The sequence below is a fragment of the Alphaproteobacteria bacterium genome (genome assembly GCA_016699305.1).
In the GTDB taxonomy this organism is placed as follows: domain Bacteria; phylum Pseudomonadota; class Alphaproteobacteria.
Genome location: CP064970.1, coordinates 1517474 through 1536447 on the forward strand (window position 1 = coordinate 1517474; position 18974 = coordinate 1536447).

An 18974-nucleotide genomic window follows, 5' to 3' on the forward strand; every position below is an offset into this window, starting at 1 on the left:
TTACTTTCTTTGTTTTAGGGAGTATCAGACATGCCCAACGTCCTGATCACCGGCAGCAGTCGTGGCATTGGCTTAGAGCTGGTGCGGCAGTATGCGGCAGACGGGTGGGATGTGCAGGCTATGGCGCGTGCGCCTGACAAAGCCGTCGCCTTACAAGAAGCCGCCCGACAAAACGCCCATATTCGGATTCATGCGTTGGATGTTACGGATTTTGCTGCCGTGGACCGCTTGGCCATTGAGTTGCGCGGTCAACCGATTGACGTACTGATTAACTGCGCGGGAGTCTTCGGTGGAGGGGCCTTTATCCCTGACGCGCCCCAACCACATCAGGATTTTGGAGATTTGGACTATGCGGCATGGAGGCAGGTGCTGGAGGTGAACACTTTGGCGCCGACCAAGATGATCGAGGCTTTCACCGACCATATCGCCGCCAGTGACCAAAAGAAGATCGTGATGATCACGTCTTTTATGGGTTCAATTGGGGCTTTAATGGAAGAGGACGGTGGATTCTATCCCTACCGCACCAGCAAGGCTGCATTGAACATGGTGGCAAGACTGCTGTCGATGAGCCTTCGCAAGCATGGCATGACCGTGCTGACCTTGCATCCCGGTTGGGTGCAGACCGACATGGGTGGCCCCTCGGCCACTGTTCCTGTACCAGAAAGCGCCAAAGGACTACGCCGTGTCATTGACATGGCAACGCCTCAGCAATCCGGTAGTTTCTTGACTTATCAAGGCGAAACTCTGCCGTGGTAATAAGGAATTTTCCTGCATCTCGGGCTACGAACGGCCATAAATCTTGATATAGTGACGATGGTGTGGAAAGCGTTCCAGGCCGCAATCGCTGATTTCTCGCTATGGATAGGAAGTGACTGACACACCTGACTCCCCCGACCCCTTGGCCGATTTGATCCGACTGCTGGCGCGTCTGCCTGGCTTGGGGCCGCGTTCGGCGCGGCGGGCGGCTTTGGCCTTGCTGAAGAAGCGCGAAACACTGTTGCGGCCTCTGGGCGATGCGCTGCGCGTGGTGGATGCCCGACTGCGGTCCTGCACCGCCTGCGGCAATCTGGATACGCAAGACCCTTGCGGGTTGTGCCGCGATCCGAGCCGCGATGGCGGGTTGATCTGCGTGGTTGAGGATGTCGCCGATTTATGGGCCGTCGAGCGCAGCGGTGTTTTTCATGGCCATTATCATGTCTTGGGCGGCGCTCTTTCGGCCTTGGACGGCATCGGGCCTGACGACCTGCGCCTTGGATTATTGGAGCAAAGGGCGCATGCGACAGGCACGCGTGAGATTATCTTAGCCCTGAACGCCACGGTCGAGGGACAGACCACCGCGCATTATATCGCCCAGCGTCTGGCCGCCTCCGGAGCGACCTTAACCCTGACGCGGCTGGCCCTGGGCGTGCCGGTCGGCGGCGAGTTGGATTATCTGGACGATGGCACCCTGGCCACCGCCTTGCAGGCGCGCGGCAAATGGGGTTGATCGCCTGACATCAACATTGGGGAGTGGTATTAGACCGTCACGCCTTGTTCTAAACGCCAGGTGCGATCCATGCGGCGGGCCAGGTCGTGGTTATGTGTGGCCATCAAGATAGCCAGACCTCGGACGCGCGCCAGCTCCGTCAACATGTCAAAGACGCGATCGGCGGTTCCCGGATCCAGATTTCCGGTCGGCTCGTCGGCGATCAGCAAGGCGGGGTCGTTGGCCAAGGCGCGCGCGATGGCCACGCGCTGTTGCTCGCCGCCCGAAAGCTGGCCCGGGCGGTGCGTGGCGCGTGCGGCCAGCCCCACCGCGTCCAGCAGATCAAGCGCCCGCGCCTTGGCCTTGGCGGGCGTTGCGCCCGTCATGATGATCGGCAAGGCCACATTCTCCTGCGCCGAGAATTCGGGCAACAGGTGATGATATTGATAGACAAAGCCCAGTTTCAGACGGCGCATGCGGGTGCGCTCGGCCTCGCCTAGGGTTCCGGTGTCGCGGCCCAATAGGCGCACGCGGCCCGCATCGGGGCGCTCCAACAATCCCGCGATATGCAGCAAGGTGGATTTCCCTGCGCCCGAAGGGCCGACCAAAGCGGCGCGTTGGCCGCGATGGACGGCCAGGCATGCGCCGCGCAAGACGGCCACGCCTTGTTCGCCTGCGCCGAAGCGACGCTCGATGGATTCAAGGGCCAGGACCGGCTCATTCATAACGCAGCGCCTCCACCGGATCGAGCGAAGCGGCGCGCCATGCCGGATAGATCGTGGCCAGGAAAGAAAGTCCCAACGCCATCAGGGCGACTTGCGTCACCTCGGCCCAATCCATAACGGCGGGCAGACGCGACAGGAAATAGATCTCGGCGGAGAACAGGTCGTGCCCGATCAGGCTTTGCATGAATTGCCGGATGGATTCGATGTTCAGGGCAAAGGCGACGCCCAAGGCCAGGCCCGAAAGCGTACCAGCCACGCCAATGGCCATGCCGCATAAGAGAAACACGCGCAACACCATGCCGCGCGAGGCGCCCATGGTGCGCAAGATGGCAATGTCGGATCCCTTGTCCTGCACCAGCATCACCAGCCCCGAGATGATGTTAAAGGCGGCGACCAGAATAATAAGGGTCAGAATGACGAACATCACATTGCGCTCCACCTCCAGCGCATTGACGAAACTGGCATGGGCTTGCTTCCAATCCAGAAGGCGGACGGGCTGGGGCAGATCTCGCGCCAACAGGTCCAGGCGCGCGCGCGTTTTTACCAGGTCCTGCGGGTTGTCCACCATGATATCGAGCGAACTGACAGCAGAGCCCAATCCCAAGAACTGCGCGGCCGTCTCGCGCGCGGCGAACAGGAATCCGTTGTCATATTCATACATGCCGACATCAAAGATCGCGGCAATGGTAAAGACCGCTTGGCGCGGCATGGGGCCAAGGGCGGTGGCCAGGCTGTTGGGACTCAGCACGGTGATCTTATCGCCCACGCCCACGCCCAGCCGGTCCGACAACCGGCGGCCAATCAACACCCGCATGCCGGTCAGATCGTCCAACGATCCCGCCACGATGCCGTGGCTAAGGATGGGACGCTGGCGCAGCACATCGGCGGGCAGGCCGCGTATCACCACGCCGGTGGCAAAGCCGCGATAGGTCAGCAAGCCTTGCCCTTCGACCAGGGGATCGACCGAGCGCACGCCCGGCACGGCCTGCAATTTGGGCACCATCGGCTCCCAGCCATTGAGCGTGCCGGTCATGGCGTAGAGATTGATATGGCCGTTCAGGCCCAGAACGCGCTGGAACAGCTCTTGGCGAAAGCCATTCATCACCGACATGACGATAATCAACGTGGCCACGCCCAACGCGATGCCGATCAGCGAGAACCAGGTGATGACCGAGATGAATCCCTCCTGCCGCCGGGAACGCAGATAGCGTCCGGCCACAAGGCATTCAAAATTTCCAAATCCGCTCATGACCCTATCTTCTAGCGTATGGAGGATCGGAAAGGGTGGAAAAAATGTGGCATAATGCGGCTCTGCCCTTGTCGAGGCATAATCTTAGAAGGAGCATGGAACATGCATAAGAACTGGCTGGAAGTGACCGGCACCCTATCCCCCGCGCTGAAAAAGACGCGCGAGGGCATCCCCGATGTGATGAAGGCCTTTGGTCAGATGCATGAGGCGGTGATGAAGCCCGGGGCCCTGGATCCCAAGACCAAGGAATTGATCTCTCTGGCGTTAGGAATCGCCGCGCGCTGCGATGGCTGTATCGGCTATCACGCCGAAGCCGCCGTTAAGCTGGGCGCAAGCCGCGCCGAAGTTCTAGAAGCCATGGGCATGGCCATCTATATGGGAGCGGGCCCCAATGTCATGTACGCCGCCCAGGCCCTGGAGGCTTTCGACCAATTCGCCGAAGCGGACAAAGAAGGCTAATCATCGCTCGCAAGGATGGTTGTGGAGCTTTGCTTTCACATTTTAAGAGATTGTTAAGATGTGAAAGATAGAGCTATGATGAATTGACCTACTTCCTCTCGCAATAAGGAATGGACGCCATGCTGAAAAAGACGATCATCGGTTTTATGCTGGCCCTGTTCGCTGGGCCTCTCTCCGCTCATGCAGAACTGCCCGGACAGCCTTGCACCGCCGCGCAAATCGGCACAACGAAGATGGCCGATGACAAGCAAAATATCATCGCTTGCCTAGAAACGGGTAAAGCCGCCCCGGAGAACGTCCAGGAATGGAAAGCTATGACATCATCAGGTGGTGGAGGGGGAGTAACGGGGGGATGCACGATTGACCATCCTGGTAATTACCGTGTAGTAGGTCTTTGGGGCAAAGGTTGCACAACTAATATAGTACCAATACCGAATAGTGAGTTAAGCCAATCATATTGGTTCCCTGTACCAAAACCAGAACCGGGCTATGCATGTGGCCCAACAGGCCGGATCTCGAACAGTGTTCAGTTTTATCTGTGCAGCAAAAATTAGTCTTCTCTTGGCGTTGCGCCGTTATCCTGCCGAACCGTCTTTTGAATTTTACCTGGCGCGGCGGATACTGAGGGGATAGAGGTTGAGGGCGGTACAGGCTGGGAAGCCGATGACCGCACAGGGTAACACCGGGGCGCGGCTCTCAAGGGGGCCGCGCTTTCGCATTTTAAGAGGTTGTTAGGATGTGAAAGACATGGCTATATTCAATTGACCTGCTTCCTCTCGCAATAAGGAATGGACGCCATGCTGAAAAAGACGATCATCGGTTTTATGCTGGCCCTGTTCGCTGGGCCTCTCTCCGCTCATGCAGAACTGCCCGGACAGCCTTGCACCGCCGCGCAAATCGGCACAACGAAAATGGCCGATGATCAACAAAACATTATTGCTTGCCTCGTAACGGGTAAAGCCAAGCCAGAAAACGTCCAGGAATGGAAGTCTATGTCTTCTGGAGGTGGGGGGGGAATAACAGGGGGATGTTCAATTCTCTATGTAAGCACCGATCACATGCGGGCTAATAGCAGATGGGGAAAGGGGTGTAGACCATTCGACCACAATGCTCCTGGTACGGATAAAGAAGGGATTTATCGCTTCACTAGCGGCTCTAATGGCATTTGTGCCTCCGCTGCGGCCACTGGTTACTCATGTGGTGGGAGTTGGGCTGGCATACAGGGTTGTATTTGCGTGAAAGAATAACGGGGGGCGCGGCTCTCAAGAGGGCCGCGCTTCCGTCGCCGCTAAGGAATGGACGCCATGAGGAATGCCATGATTGCTCTTGCGACGCTGCTGGTCGGTGTCAGTCTCGGTCTGCCTAGCTTTGCCGCAGCATGGGCCACACCGGGAGCGGCTTGTACCCAAGAGGGCGCGAATGCGAACAGCGATGGCTTTCTCACCTGTACGGGCGGGGTCTGGGTATCCAATGCCGTCCTACTGGGCACCACATCCGCCACATGCGATTCTACGAAGGCCGGTTATATCCGCTATGCCGGCGGCCAATCAACACCCGCATGCCGGTCAGATCGTCCAACGATCCCGCCACGATGCCGTGGCTAAGGATGGGACGCTGGCGCAGCACATCGGCGGGCAGGCCGCGTATCACCACGCCGGTGGCAAAGCCGCGATAGGTCAGCAAGCCTTGCCCTTCGACCAGGGGATCGACCGAGCGCACGCCCGGCACGGCCTGTAATTTGGGCACCATCGGCTCCCAGCCATTGAGCGTGCCGGTCATGGCGTAGAGATTGATATGGCCGTTCAGGCCCAGAACGCGCTGGAACAGCTCTTGGCGGAAGCCATTCATCACCGACATGACGATAATCAACGTGGCCACGCCCAACGCGATGCCGATCAGCGAGAACCAGGTGATGACCGAGATGAATCCCTCCTGCCGCCGGGAACGCAGATAGCGTCCGGCCACAAGGCATTCAAAATTTCCAAATCCGCTCATGACCCTATCTTCTAGCGTATGGAGGATCGGAAAGGGTGGAAAAAATGTGGCATAATGCGGCTCTGCCCTTGTCGAGGCATAATCTTAGAAGGAGCATGGAACATGCATAAGAACTGGCTGGAAGTGACCGGCACCCTATCTCCCGCGCTGAAAAAGACGCGCGAGGGCATCCCCGATGTGATGAAGGCCTTTGGTCAGATGCATGAGGCGGTGATGAAGCCCGGCGCGTTGGACCCCAAGACCAAGGAATTGATCTCTCTGGCGTTAGGAATCGCCGCGCGTTGCGATGGCTGCATCGGTTATCACGCCGAGGCCGCTGTGAAATTAGGGGCCAGCCGCGCCGAAGTCTTGGAAGCCATGGGCATGGCCATCTATATGGGGGCGGGCCCCAATGTCATGTACGCCGCCCAGGCCCTGGAGGCTTTCGACCAATTCGCCGAAGCGGACAAAGAAGGCTAATCATCGCTCGCAAGGATGGTTGTGGAGCTTTGCTTTCACATTTTAAGAGATTGTTAAGATGTGAAAGATAGAGCTATGATGAATTGACCTGCTTCCTCTCGCAATAAGGAATGGACGCCATGCTGAAAAAGACGATCATCGGTTTTATGCTGGCCCTGTTCGCTGGGCCTCTCTCCGCTCATGCAGAACTGCCCGGACAGCCTTGCACCGCCGCGCAAATCGGCACAACGAAAATGGCCGATGACAAGCAAAATATCATCGCTTGCCTAGAAACGGGTAAAGCCGCCCCGGAAAATGTTCAGGAATGGAAGGCTATGACCTCATCAGGACCAGGCGGCGGAATTACCGGCGGGTGCCTTCTTACCTCGGTACAAAGGTCAGCTAAACCATATGCAATTACTATAGATAAATGGGGCGCAGGGTGCCAAGCTATTATAAATGGGGCGGGGCAAGCTATTATATATGTCCGTAAACAACGTACCGCTTGTAACTCTGCTGCCGCATCTGGTTATTCCTGTGGGACGATTTTTGTAGAGGAAGGAGGTATTTCAAGTTGTACTTGTGTAAAAGAATAAACGGCAAGGTGAATGCTCTACGGAATGAGGCTGCTCATGAGGAATGCCATGATTGCTCTTGCGACGCTGCTGGTCGGTGTCAGTCTTGGTCTACCTAGCTTTGCCGCAGCATGGGCCACGCCCGGCGCGGCGTGTACCCAAGAAGGAGCGAACGCCAATAGCGATGGCTTTCTCACCTGTACCGGCGGGGTCTGGGTATCCAATGCCGTCCTACTGGGTACGACATCCGCCACATGCGATTCTACGAAGGCCGGATATATCCGTTATACCGGCGGCCAATTTGAGGGCTGCAATGGAACGGGCTGGATTCAGTTGGCGAGTAGTTCAAAGCTGAGGGTTTACAAGTCTGACGGAACAACGGTTGTAGGCAATTATCTTGGGACATTAAATTCAGCGGATATAAGTAGCAATACGTGCCTGCATACGCTTTATGCCAATGAGACCACTGGCGTGGTTAAGACGTTGGACGCTTTCGAATGTGGTGCAAATGGAGTTAATGCTTATGCTTATTTCTCTGGGGCAAATTGCACTGGAACGACGTACATGACAAATGGAGCCAATTTGGCGTATTGCTGCACAGGAAGCGGTTCCTGCACAACAGACAAGTGTACTCTAGCAGAAGGAACCCTTTCCTCACATGCATATAACTCCTATAGACTGACCGGCGGCGGGTGCGCAAACAGCAGCAACACAGCGGCAAATAGCTTACCCACAAAACCTAATACTTGTGGAGATGGCCCCTGCGTCGTGAAATAAGCTGACCTTACCGATTTCATTCAAGGCGCGTTTTTGTGTTCGTCGCGTCTGCCGACATCCTTGTTATCCTGCCGAACCATCTTTTGACTTTTCCGTTTTAACGGGGCGTGGATGGCCTGAAATGGTCTGGATGCTCCTGCCCTAGCTTTTTTCCCTACAGGCCCTTCCTTGCCCCTCCTACGGGCCTGCACGGGTCTGTTTGTGGCGAACGATGGTTCAGCCTTCGCCCTGGAGAACGTCTTTTGACTTTTGGCGGTTTCGATCCCTCTGACTGTTGCTTTGTTTCAAATATCCTGGGGGTGGTATGTCCGGATAAGGCCATCATGATGATCATGCCGATGCCTTATCTTCCTCTTCCCGTCCTTCCAGCCATTCCTTTTCCAATTGAGGCAAGGTGCCGGCGGGGATGGCGGCGCGGATGTCGCGCATCAGGCGCATCATGGTGGCGGCGTTGTGGATGGCCAAGGCTTGCATGCCCAGCAATTCGCCGTGATGCATCAGGTGATGCAGATAGCTGCGCGAAAAATCGCGGCAACTGGGGCAAAGGCAGCTCTCGTCCACCGGTCGCCGGTCATGGCGAAAGGCGGCGTTGCGGATGTTCAGCCGGCCGCGCCGCGTGCCTTTGAACAAAGCCCAGCCATGCCGAGCCAAGCGCGTGGGTTGGACGCAATCGAAGGTATCCGCGCCGTTGGCGCGCACATTGGCCAGAATATCGGGAATCCCGCCGATGCCCAGAATATGCATGGGACGGTCGCGTGTGGCGTGACGCGCGCCCTGGGCCACCTGTTCGACGATCATATCGGCGTGATCGCCCAAAGGCCCGCCGATGGCCACGCCGAAGAAAGGCTGGTCGCTGACCCATTGGGCGCTTTCGCGGCGCAGGTCTTCCCATTTGCCGCCTTGCACGATGCCATAAAGCGCCTGGCGACCGTCATTGCCGCGCTCGAATTCTTGCAATGAGCGCTCTTCCCAGCGATGGCTGCGCCGCATCGAGCTTTCGGTATAACCGCGATCATCGTGATACGAGGTGCATTCGTCCAAAGGCATGATCAAATCCGCGCCCAATTGGCGTTGCAGGGCCACGCTGGATTCGGGCGTCAAGGTCAATGCCGCGCCGTTGCGGTAGGATCGAAACTTGGCCCCTTCCTCGGTCAAGGCCAACAGGCTGGCCGGACGGGCGGTGACGCGTTTGCGCTTGACCTCGTCCGTCACCGTGCCGTGGCCGCCCAGGGAAAAGATTTGAAAGCCGCCTGAGTCGGTCAGCATGGGACGGTCCCAGGCCATAAAGCCGTGCAGGCCGCCGGCTTCCTCGATCACATCGCCGCTGCCCAGGACCAACAGATGATAGGTATTGGCCAGAATGATCTCGCCGCCCACACCCAACAGATCGCGCGGGGCCATGGCCTTAAGCGCCGCCTTGGTGCCGCAAAACACGAAACTGGGCGTCTCTAGCACGCCATGCGGCGTCGTCAGACGCCCGACACGCGCCGAAGAGCCGGGGTCCTGATGGACAACCTCAAACGCGAAATTCGGATAAAGGGAAGAGCGCGAAGCCGCAACCACGTCAGGCGACAGCCGCTTCCTTCTTGGCCTTGGCGCTTTCCAACGACTTTTTCAGCCGCCGCGCGTCGATCGACAATTTGTCCGCCTTCGCACCCAGCAAGAAGGCGTCGATGCCGCCATTATGCTCGATCGTGCGGATGCCGTTGGCCGTCACGCGCAAAGAAACACGCCGTCCCAGAATATCGCTGGGGAACGAGCAAATCTGCAAATTCGGCAACCACCGCCGCGAGGTTTTGTTGTTGGCGTGGCTGACATTATGGCCGAACTGAACCTTCTTGCCGGTAACGGCACAGACGCGTGACATGGTACGTAAACTCCTTCAACACTGACGGGGCTTTTTAGGGGGTTTAGGGGCGGGTTGTCAAGCATCAGGAAGGGAGATGGGTTGCCGCCAACGCACAAGCTCCTCATTGGCATGACTATTCGCCCTATTTTCTACCTTTCCATGACATGGGGGGCGCAAAGTCATTTTAAATTCCAATTTCTATTGTTTTTGGAACTTATGAATTGGCAACTTCCAAAGATGGAACTTAAATTCGGCCTAGTTCCAGAAAATCGTGTTTCTGGAATTTAGAAATTGACAATGCCCAAAAATGGAACTTAGATTTGGCTTAGTTCCAGAAAATCATATTTTTGGAACTAAGGAGGATTCATGACAGAGAATAAACGCATCGGGGAATATGTGACATGCGCAATGGGCAGCCCCGAGCCTTACCGCGCCTATATCCCGCCGCCTCTGCCGCCACAGCCGCCCCTGGACATGGAAAGGCTGTATCCCATGCTGGAAAAGGCCAATCTGGCCTTGGGACGCTTGGAAGGGATCAGCACGTTACTGCCCGATATATCGCTGTTCTTGTATATGTATATTCGTAAAGAGGCGGTGTTATCGTCGCAAATTGAGGGCACGCAATCGACATTGACGGATCTATTGTCGCACGAAGCGAATGAGGCCCCTGGTGTGCCCATCCATGATGTTCAGGAAACATCCTGTTATGTCGCGGCCATGACATATGGGTTGGAGCGCATTCAAGAACTCCCCCTTTCTTTGCGATTATTGCGTGAAATACACGACATCTTGTTGAGCCACAGCCGAGGCAAGGACAAAGACCCCGGTGAATTTCGCCGGTCGCAGAACTGGATCGGTGGGTTTCGACCTGGCCATGCGCGTTATGTGCCGCCCCCGCCCGAAAGATTGATGGAAGTATTGGATGCGTTCGAAAAATTCCTGCATGACCGCAGCGTGCGTCTGCCCATCCTGGTCAAAGCCGCCCTGGCTCATGTGCAATTTGAAAGCATCCATCCTTTCCTGGATGGCAATGGTCGTTTGGGACGGTTGTTGATCACGTTGATGCTGTGCGTTGAAGGGGTGATGAAAGAACCCCTGCTGTATCTAAGCCTTTATCTGAAAACGCATCGGCAGGCTTATTATGATCATCTTCAATCCGTGCGTGAGACGGGGGATTGGGAATCCTGGATCGAATTTTTCCTGACGGGCGTGCGTGAAACCGCCGATCATGCGGTGGAAACGGCACAAGCTGTCCTAAAGCTCTTCGAAAAAGATAGGGGCGCTATTCGCCAAGCAGGAAGCTCCAAAGCCGCGGCCCTGGCCGTTCACGAGCATTTGCAGCGCCATCCCGTGACAAACACGACAATGATCAAGAAATCTTCCGGTCTTTCGGCACAAACCGTGCTTCGCGGCCTGGCCGTGCTTGAAAGCCTGGGAATGGTCCAGGAAATCACCGGCAAAGAGCGGTACAAGAAATACGCCTATACCGCCTATATGGACATCCTGAACAAAGGCACCGAGCCTTTGGAACGATAGAAAACGGGTCGGGGCGCCCGGATTCGAACCGGGGGCCTCCAGTACCCAAAACTGGCGCGCGAACCAGACTGCGCCACGGTCTCGATATGTTCTTGGTGGAAAGGACGAAAATGATCTTGTGATCGTGGATTGCGCTGAATCGGTGGGCAAGATAACCTGATTCCAGGATTTGCGCGGATGGGGATCGGGCATGGAAAAACAATATCCATATCCATCGCCTTAGACGCATCGTAGTATGGCGGTGTCAAAAGAAGTCAATCTGCCTTGGTAGCTTCTGCTCGTGGAGGAACAAGATGTCTTTGATCAAAAATGGCAGGGCGATTCTCGCCCTCGCTTCCGTTTGGCTTGCGGGCTGTGGCGGGGTGGACGATGCCGTGGTCCGCTCAATTTCCGGGACGACAAAATTAGGGCCGGAATGGGCTGTCTTTACCATGGCGCAGCCCCTAGAGGTCCAAAGAGTCGGTCAACGCATCCGAATGAAGCTGCCGGGGGTCAATGATTGGGCAAAACCGGAAGGGCTGATCCTGCCTGATGGGTCGTCGGTGGTGATCCATGTCGAATTGCTGGATCAAAGCGGCCAACGTTTTACTCTTGTCCCGGTCTCCATTGGCGCTTATACGGGTTTTGGCTTGGCCCAGCCCGAGGAAGGCGCTGGATTCTTGAAGAATCGCCGATTCACAGAAGTCCGAATTCGCAGCAGCAAACCCATTCTGGTGCAGGAGATAGATTGGTATTGCTGGACTGGGAAATAGCATAAGGGCACTTCTAAACACGCGTTGGTCATAGTGCCCGACCCTCGAGCGTCCAGAGCCGATTGCTGGGATTTGAGCCTATCCTGCACCCGTGGGTGGCCTTTGGTATGATGCCGCCGCGCAGCAAAACGCCATCGTCTTAATCCTATTCGAATTGGCGCTCACAGATGCTCGGCAGCGAGGACTTCGGCGATCTGAACGGCGTTCAGGGCCGAGCCTTTGCGCATATTGTCGGTGACGATCCATAGACCGATGCCGTGCGGCACGCTGGGGTCCTTGCGGATGCGCGAGACATACACCATATCCTCACCCGCCGTTTCTATCGGCGTCATGTATTCCTCTTCGCGGCGGCGATCCAGCACGACGATTCCGGGCGCTTCCTCGAGAATCTCGCGCGCGGCGCGGGCTTCCATCGGTTGCTCGAACTCCACATGAACGGCCAAGGCATAGCCGATAAAGACCGGCACGCGCACGCAGGTCACGGCGATCTGAATCGGCGCGCCTATGATCTTGCGCGTTTCCTCGATCAAGGCGCGTTCCTCTTCGGCAGAGCCGTCTTCCAACAAGCCGCTGGTTTGCGGGAACAGATTAAAGGCGATCTGGCGCGGCAACACGTCCGGCTTAATGGGATCGAACACATAATGCGCGCGGGTCTGGGTGTACAGCTCGTCCATCGCCTCTTTCCCCGCGCCCGAGACGGACTGATAGGTGGCCAGCACGACGCGGCGGATGGGCACGACATCGTGCAAAGGCTTAAGCGCCATGACCAAGGGAATCGTCGCCGCGCCGGGATTCGAGACCATGTTCACGGCCCCGATCTTGGCCAGACTGTTTGCATTGACCTCGGGCACCACCACAGGCACGCCGGCCTCGCCCGACAACTGTCCGCCCACGTCAATGACCACGCAGCCTTGCGCGGCCGCCTGACGCAGCGTGTCGGGCGAGATGCCCGCTCCAGGGGTCAAGAAACACACATCCCAACCACGAAAATCGAAACGCGCCACATCTTGCAGCTTCAGGATGGTTTCCTCACCAAAGGAGATTTCCTTGCCGGCCATTCTGGCGCTGCCCAAGGCCGCGACCTCATCGGCGGGAAAGTCCCGTTCAGCCAACAGCTTCAGCACCTCGCGTCCCATATTTCCGGCCGCGCCCGTCACCACCACACGATAGCCCATGGCTTTTCCTTTTCTCTGATTGTTCGCAAGGAGGATAGCCTATTTCATCGGCCCAGAGGAGGGGGCAGAGGAAGGCAGGTGTGGGGCGGGAAAGACCGTCAAATGGTCCTCTGTGATCGGGAATCACGGTAGCGTATCCCGAGATTTCGGAATAATACTAACATGTCGGTCGCAAGGTCGTGGGGAGACGGAGAATGCCTCATCTGTTGGGATTGATATTGGGCACGGCGATGCTGATCGCAGGCGGCGAGATATTAACGCGCGGCTTGGCGGCATGGACCGGCAATTGGCGCGGCCGTATCCGTATTCTTGGCACGACATTGGTGGCGCTGAGCCAAATCACCCCCGAATTGGCCCTTGGCGTCGAAGCCAGCCTGACCGGCCAAGCCCAAATCGCGCTGGGCGCCTTGATGGGCAGTTGCATGGTTAATCTGCTCCTGACCCCTGGACTGCTGTTGCTGCTGGTCGGACCAGTTCAAATAGGCCCGCATCATCCCGAACGCTTCGTCATGGGCGGAGTGATAGCGCTGGCGATATTCGATGCCGTTTTGCGACCTACGCATCTTTTGTTGTTCTGGCCGGTTGGATTGATCTATGGGGCCGCGCTGGTCGGCATGAGTTTCCTCGGATGGCAAAGCATGCATCCGAAAAAATCCCATAAACACGCCGCGATGCCGCCAGACTCTGCGCACTATCCGCTGGGTCTTGACATCGTTCTCATTCTGCTGGGCGTGGCGGTGACGGCCTGGGGGGCCGATGGCGTGATGCGCCATGCGGGAGCCTTGGGACAAGGCTGGGGATTGTCGCCGACCATCACGGGAGTCGTCTTGGTGGGATTGGCCATCGCCTTGCCCGAGACTATCGCCGCTCTTATGGCCGCGCGCCATCGCTCCGTGGACGAGATCATCCGTGATCTGGGCATTTCCAGCAGCATCAGCGTGTTGGGCGTTGCGGGGTTGATCGGCATCATGGGTGAGGTTCCTGTGCCGGGCCGGTTGCTGACCCTTAATTTCCTCGTTATCACGGCCAGCTTGATTCTGATCCTGCCCTTAGCGCTCAAGCGCCACCTAACCCGTGGCCACGGCATCGCTCTTTTGGCCACATGCGCCGGATACATCGCGTTTGCGCTGAAATAAGAGGTTTCGTCTTACCCCATCAAGCAGGGAGTTCCATTGTCTAAAATTTTAGGCAAAATATATTCGAATGTAATCTACCAAGTGTTTTCCGTAAAATTCGATCCATTATTCAAGATATGTTGAATGGCTACTTGTAATCTTGCCTTCAGACACACACCAAGGCAGGAGGCACCCATGTTAGACTTATTCTTCGGACCTATCCTCGGCGGCATCATCAATCCAGGCATCATCGCGCCGGCCCTGAAACTGGCCGATGCCGTCTGGAGTGAGAGCCGCGCCGAGGACGAGAGATATGGGGTGCGGCCCCAAGCCCACAAACCCGGACACTATGACGCTTTGAGTTTTCAACGCCAGGCCTATGCGGAGCCTGCCCCGCAGCGGTCTTGTCTACGTCCGGGACGGATCCTGGACGCCCGTCGGTTGGCGTTGGCCTGACGGGAAAATGGGGACGCGCCGCCCTGGCCGGGGGTATCAAGCCAGGGCGGAAAGGACGGCGCCGAGTACGCGCCGTCCTTTTGCCGTGGTTCGTAACCCTTGATGATCCCGCACCACAAATTCCCCGCGTATCAGGCGTTCCAGAGCATGAGAATCAAACGCCCCAAGCAAAGGCGTCCCAAAGCGCTTTTCCCATAACGCCGATGACAGCCCCTCGCCCAGGCGCAAGCCCATCAATAGGGCCTCTTCGCGCTGATCCTGGATATCAAGGAACGTTGAATCCTCGGTCCCGTGACCATCGCGTTCTACCTGATCTAACCATACGGCAGGACTACGACGGCGCAAGGTGGCAGCACGTCCTTGGGGCAGATCAAGGCGGCCATGCGCGCCTGGGCCGATTCCCGCATATTCGCCATAGCGCCAATAAGTCAAATTATGGCGGCATTCTTGACCAGGACGCGCGTGGTTCGAAACCTCATAGGCGGGCATGCCCGCCGCCTCCAACACATCTTGCGTGATATCGTAAAGGACAGCCCCGGTGTCTTCATCGGTCGTCAGCACCGCGCCGCGCTGGGTTTGCGTGGCAAAGGCGGTACCTGGTTCGATGGTCAAAGAATAGGCCGAGATATGCCCGCCTTGCGCCATCTGGGCCGCCTCGGTCAATTGATCGCGCCACCGCGCGGGGTCGTGTCCGGCATAGGCGTAAATCAGATCAAACGAAAAGCGCGGGAATATCCGCGCGGCTTGCGCCATCGCGGCGCGCGCCTGCGCCGCGTCATGACGCCGACCTAAGAATCGCAGTGCCTCGTCGTCCAGGCTTTGCACGCCCAAGGACAGGCGGTTGACCCCGGCGGTACGAAAATCGGCCAAACGCGCGGTCTCGACCGTCGCGGGATTGGCTTCGAGGGTGATTTCCAATTCAGAAGCAGGCGGCCAGAACCCGCAAGCCGCCTCGATCAACCGCGCGATCATGGCGGGCGACATCAAACTGGGTGTGCCCCCGCCCATGAAGATCGAGGTTAAGCGCCGCCCGGGCAGACGCGCGGCTTCAAAGCCCATCTCGGCAAGCAAGGCCTTCGCCCAGCGCGTCTCTTCCACCTCGCCACGCATGGCATGGGAATTAAAGTCGCAATACGGGCATTTGGACAGACAGAACGGCCAATGGATATACAGCGCCAGATCGGCGCTCTCGGTCGCGGCGTTCATAGAGTCTTGGGCGCTTCCAGCCCCTCGGCCAGCAACAGGGAAAAGGCATGGCCGCGATGGCTGATCTGGTTCTTTTCCTCAAGGCTCATTTGCGCGTAACTGCGGGTATCGTCCAAGGGGCGAAAGATGGTGTCATAGGCAAAGCCGTTATCGCCGCAAGGCTGGGGCAACACCACGCCGTCTTTATATCCTTCGAACAGCTCCACATGCCCATCGGGCCAACCCAAAGCCAGGCAACAGACGAAACGTGCCGAGCGGTCGGACGAGTCGCCAATCCCCGCCTGGATACGATCGAAGGATTGCTGATAATCCGTGCTGCCGTCTTCGCGCCTGGCCCAATCGGCCATCAGATGGCCCGGCTGTCCGCCCAGCGCGGCGACAAAGAATCCGGCATCGTCGGCCAGAGCCACGCGCCCCGTCGCCATTGCCGTCGCGCGCGCCTTGATGGCGGCATTTTGCGCGCAGCTTTGCCCGGTTTCATCGGGCACCGGCAGTCCCCATTCGCCCGAGGAAGAAATATCGGTCAGCCAATCCGGCAACCAGGAACGCAATTCGCGCAGCTTGTTGGGATTATGCGTGGCCAGGATAAGCCCAGGCCCAGAATAGCGACGGCGGGTCATCATGGATGGCATGATGACCCGCCGATGGGTATTCGACAAGACGCTTATGCACGCGTGTTAGCTGGCAGGAACAGGAACCGTCTGCGCGGCATAATTCTCGCGCGCGTTGTTCACAGGACGTGGCGGAGAGGCAGTTTTCTCGGCATCTTTCTTCGTCACCACATCCACAATCTGCGCGGGGCTAATCCCGTTGGCTTCCAGATTACCGCGCATAAATGCCCGATCTGCTTCGGAGCCAGTCAGACGCAAGACGCGCCCCTCTTTGGCCCAATTTCCTTCTACGGCCTGACGGACCATCTGGATAAGAGCGTATCTCTTGACGCCTTCGGGATGCTCGGTGCCATCCTTGGACGGCAACAGGCTCACCCTTTGGGTGCCATTCGGGCCAAAACTATGCTCCAACAGATCAATCTGTTCGACCTGGCCCGAGGCATCGACGCGGTTCAGTTTGATGCGAAAAGATGTGTTCTGAGGTGTCGGATTCTGGACATCCTGGGTGTAGAAGCTTTGGCCAAAATTTAAGCCCACCGTATACCCTTCGGGCAGAACGTCCGCAGTACTCCCCCGACTGGCCGCACTCATCCACAAGCCCAGCGCCTCAATATGCGGCTGCCATGCGGCGGCTTGGTCCTGCGGCAGTCCGTGCCACGGCGCTGCACGGAGGTAGCCGGGATCAACAGACTGCTGATCCAAGGCAGATTCAAAGAACAAACCGTTCTCCAGACTGGGCATCTGCGGCGCGGCGTCGGCGGCGATCGGATCAATGATATCTATATCGCCAGGTTGCGCACCGTCTTGCGCTGTCGCGGCAGGAACCGCTGTGACAGGAACCGCTGTGACAGGCACCGCTGGGGCAGGCTGCTGCCCCGACTCTGCCTTTAAGGGTGCGTCCGTGGCGGGTGTCTCTGTCGGAGCGGCAACGGCTTGCGTCTCGGCCTTAGGCATATCACGGCCCATCATGCTCAATTGGTTGAGGATAACTTGATATCCGGTGTTTGTCAGCTCATCGGGGTTTGCAAGCATCGTTGCCAGGCTCATCTTAGCCGTATCGATTCTTTCTACGAACTTACCATAAGGCTGCTTATAGCTCTGCTGGTCAACAGGAATAACCTCTTGGGTCTTTGTGAGGAACCCGATGGCGTGTTGCGCGACCAACAGTTTTTGTTTTGGGTCTTCTTTGGAATATTTGCCCATCAGTTCTTGCATCTCGTCCAATCGTGCGGACATATTCTGCGCAAACGAAACGTCATAAGGAATACCGCTGAAGATTCTATCTATCTCGGAGCTTTTGCGTATCTGGGAATCTAGGATCGATTGTTTGATTTTATGACGGTCAACCTCGTATCCAAAGTCGGATTGAGGCGCTTCATGCATAAACTGAAGCGATAAACCGCCTGCTGATAGGTCTGCTGCGCGGGCATTTGTGGATGTTGGTTCCTCTGACGCCGGTTTTGCTTGTGAGTTGGGAACACGATTTTCTTCAACATCCACCACAACAGGCGCTGCGCTTGGTTCAATCGGAGGCAACTCACGGCCCATCGAGTCCAACTGAAAACGGATAGCGGCGTAACGGTTGTTGATGTGTAGAGTTTCATCTTCCAAGCTCGTTATGTTCATTACATAGACATTGGCTTGGACCACGCCAATGCGACCCACGAAGTTGGAATAGGGACGATCTCTTCCCTGTTCCTCTTCGGGAATCGCATCCTTGAGCCGATAAAGGGCAGGCACCAGGCGTTCCACTAACGCTCTCTTGACCTCAACCTTGTCGGCATCGCACATCTCCAACAAGTCTCTCATCGCGCCGATGCGCGACGCCAAAGTTTTCGGAAAATCCGCATCATATGAAACGTCTTGTTTGATTTGACGAAGCAATACGGCCATCTGCTCAGCTGTATCAGTCCCCGTTGGGCCACTTATTGGCGGCATTTCTTTATTCGGTTCTTGCCCATCCAATATTCTTCTTTTAGTCATTTGAGGCCCGCTATAGGGCAAATTTGCCATTTTGGTTAGAGAAGCGCACACCCAGACATAGTAGTCTTGCACTCTCGTGGGCAAGTCCTCTTTGGAGATGACGCCCAGTGTCTGCTGCACCTGATCTACAAAATGGTAATGGGGCTTTCCTTTCTCACGCTCTGCAAGCGGGATGGAGTCAAGCAAAGTCTGTAGCGGCTTAGACAAATCCTGCAAGATACCCGCCCTGACGGGATCGGCATCCTCGGCACACAAACCCGTCAGCGTGATGGCCTGATTGATGCGCGCCGCGCGCGCATATCCTGTCGCATCTGTCGGCAGGGGCTTATCTAGCTCTGCCATTAGCTTCGTTTCCACACTCGCCTTGACCTGATCCGAAGTTAAGCCAGAAGATAACGATGATTCCATCAATTTCTCGGTGTCACTCAAAGCTTGGCGCGGATTAATCCTGGCTGTCTCAATGACGCCGTCCACTAGAGACGCCATCTTTTCAAGCCCTATCATGGCCGAGGATCTGTAATTCAGGGGCGCATCATCAGGCATTTCTTGTTCTCCTCGTCTTTACTCTGAGCAGGATCCATATGCTGCGTATTTGTTACGGTTCCTAT

20 protein-coding genes are annotated in these 18974 nt (G+C 57.0%); 11 read left to right on the forward strand and 9 right to left on the reverse strand.

What is annotated here, in order from left to right:
* Positions 1 to 30 precede the first annotated feature (30 nt).
* Both IPI58_07170 and recR read left to right on the forward strand, forming a co-directional pair.
* On the forward strand, positions 31 to 756 hold the full coding sequence (locus tag IPI58_07170; protein QQR68620.1) for an SDR family oxidoreductase: 726 nt from the start codon (positions 31 to 33) through the stop codon (positions 754 to 756).
* 112 nt (positions 757 to 868) lie between these two features.
* Positions 869 to 1486: a recombination protein RecR gene (gene recR / locus IPI58_07175; protein ID QQR68621.1), complete on the forward strand. Its 618-nt coding sequence runs from the start codon at positions 869 to 871 to the stop codon at positions 1484 to 1486.
* Positions 1487 to 1515: 29 nt separating this feature from the next.
* On the opposite strand, the gene IPI58_07180 is transcribed toward recR, so the two are convergent.
* Positions 1516 to 2190 carry an ABC transporter ATP-binding protein gene (locus tag IPI58_07180; GenBank protein ID QQR68622.1) on the reverse strand — a complete coding sequence of 225 codons (675 nt, stop codon included), beginning with the start codon at positions 2188 to 2190 and terminating at the stop codon, positions 1516 to 1518.
* Entirely contained in the window at positions 2183 to 3439 is a 1257-nt protein-coding gene (locus IPI58_07185; GenBank protein QQR68623.1) for a lipoprotein-releasing ABC transporter permease subunit, read from the reverse strand. The genes IPI58_07180 and IPI58_07185 overlap by 8 nt, the downstream gene beginning before the upstream one ends.
* A gap of 102 nt (positions 3440 to 3541) precedes the next feature.
* Here IPI58_07185 and IPI58_07190 point away from each other — a divergent pair, with 102 nt between their 5' ends.
* From IPI58_07190 to IPI58_07200, 3 genes are all read left to right on the forward strand, one after another.
* Positions 3542 to 3898, forward strand: coding sequence for a carboxymuconolactone decarboxylase family protein (locus tag IPI58_07190; GenBank protein ID QQR68624.1), 357 nt, complete (start codon positions 3542 to 3544; stop codon positions 3896 to 3898).
* 119 nt (positions 3899 to 4017) lie between these two features.
* Positions 4018 to 4452, forward strand: coding sequence for a hypothetical protein (locus IPI58_07195; GenBank protein ID QQR68625.1), 435 nt, complete (start codon positions 4018 to 4020; stop codon positions 4450 to 4452).
* Between the two features lie 243 nt (positions 4453 to 4695).
* Positions 4696 to 5145, forward strand: a complete 450-nt coding sequence (locus IPI58_07200) for a hypothetical protein (protein ID QQR68626.1) — start codon at positions 4696 to 4698, stop codon at positions 5143 to 5145.
* Positions 5146 to 5407: 262 nt separating this feature from the next.
* On the opposite strand, the gene IPI58_07205 is transcribed toward IPI58_07200, so the two are convergent.
* Positions 5408 to 5893: an ABC transporter permease gene (locus tag IPI58_07205; protein ID QQR68627.1), complete on the reverse strand. Its 486-nt coding sequence runs from the start codon at positions 5891 to 5893 to the stop codon at positions 5408 to 5410.
* A gap of 102 nt (positions 5894 to 5995) precedes the next feature.
* Between IPI58_07205 and IPI58_07210 the strand changes: the two genes are divergently transcribed.
* On the forward strand, positions 5996 to 6352 hold the full coding sequence (locus tag IPI58_07210; GenBank protein QQR68628.1) for a carboxymuconolactone decarboxylase family protein: 357 nt from the start codon (positions 5996 to 5998) through the stop codon (positions 6350 to 6352).
* A gap of 119 nt (positions 6353 to 6471) precedes the next feature.
* Positions 6472 to 6927: a hypothetical protein gene (locus IPI58_07215; protein QQR68629.1), complete on the forward strand. Its 456-nt coding sequence runs from the start codon at positions 6472 to 6474 to the stop codon at positions 6925 to 6927.
* Positions 6928 to 8013: 1086 nt separating this feature from the next.
* On the opposite strand, the gene tgt is transcribed toward IPI58_07215, so the two are convergent.
* Both tgt and rpmB read right to left on the reverse strand, forming a co-directional pair.
* Positions 8014 to 9246, reverse strand: a complete 1233-nt coding sequence (tgt, locus tag IPI58_07220; GenBank protein ID QQR68630.1) for a tRNA guanosine(34) transglycosylase Tgt — start codon at positions 9244 to 9246, stop codon at positions 8014 to 8016.
* 1 nt (position 9247) lies between these two features.
* Positions 9248 to 9550, reverse strand: coding sequence for a 50S ribosomal protein L28 (gene rpmB, locus IPI58_07225; protein ID QQR68631.1), 303 nt, complete (start codon positions 9548 to 9550; stop codon positions 9248 to 9250).
* A 348-nt stretch (positions 9551 to 9898) separates the two neighbouring features.
* On the opposite strand from rpmB, the gene IPI58_07230 reads away from it, so the two are divergent.
* Both IPI58_07230 and IPI58_07235 read left to right on the forward strand, forming a co-directional pair.
* Positions 9899 to 11068 carry a Fic family protein gene (locus tag IPI58_07230; GenBank protein QQR68632.1) on the forward strand — a complete coding sequence of 390 codons (1170 nt, stop codon included), beginning with the start codon at positions 9899 to 9901 and terminating at the stop codon, positions 11066 to 11068.
* A gap of 293 nt (positions 11069 to 11361) precedes the next feature.
* Positions 11362 to 11820: a hypothetical protein gene (locus IPI58_07235; GenBank protein QQR68633.1), complete on the forward strand. Its 459-nt coding sequence runs from the start codon at positions 11362 to 11364 to the stop codon at positions 11818 to 11820.
* Positions 11821 to 11981: 161 nt separating this feature from the next.
* On the opposite strand, the gene IPI58_07240 is transcribed toward IPI58_07235, so the two are convergent.
* On the reverse strand, positions 11982 to 12995 hold the full coding sequence (locus tag IPI58_07240; protein ID QQR68634.1) for an aspartate-semialdehyde dehydrogenase: 1014 nt from the start codon (positions 12993 to 12995) through the stop codon (positions 11982 to 11984).
* 194 nt (positions 12996 to 13189) lie between these two features.
* On the opposite strand from IPI58_07240, the gene IPI58_07245 reads away from it, so the two are divergent.
* The gene (locus tag IPI58_07245; GenBank protein QQR68635.1) at positions 13190 to 14131 is read left to right on the forward strand and encodes a hypothetical protein; all 942 of its coding nucleotides are present in this window, start codon (positions 13190 to 13192) and stop codon (positions 14129 to 14131) included.
* Between the two features lie 174 nt (positions 14132 to 14305).
* On the forward strand, positions 14306 to 14566 hold the full coding sequence (locus IPI58_07250) for a hypothetical protein (protein ID QQR68636.1): 261 nt from the start codon (positions 14306 to 14308) through the stop codon (positions 14564 to 14566).
* Between the two features lie 36 nt (positions 14567 to 14602).
* Here IPI58_07250 and IPI58_07255 read toward each other — a convergent pair whose 3' ends face one another.
* The 3 genes from IPI58_07255 to IPI58_07265 are packed head-to-tail and all read right to left on the reverse strand — an operon-like array spanning position 14603 to position 18909.
* Entirely contained in the window at positions 14603 to 15772 is a 1170-nt protein-coding gene (locus IPI58_07255; GenBank protein ID QQR68637.1) for a coproporphyrinogen III oxidase, read from the reverse strand.
* A complete protein-coding gene (locus IPI58_07260; protein ID QQR70074.1) occupies positions 15769 to 16395 on the reverse strand; it encodes a non-canonical purine NTP pyrophosphatase in 627 nt (208 codons plus the stop codon). Before IPI58_07260 ends, IPI58_07255 begins: the two co-directional genes overlap by 4 nt.
* Positions 16396 to 16449: 54 nt before the next feature.
* The gene (locus IPI58_07265; GenBank protein QQR68638.1) at positions 16450 to 18909 is read right to left on the reverse strand and encodes a hypothetical protein; all 2460 of its coding nucleotides are present in this window, start codon (positions 18907 to 18909) and stop codon (positions 16450 to 16452) included.
* Positions 18910 to 18974 lie beyond the last annotated feature (65 nt).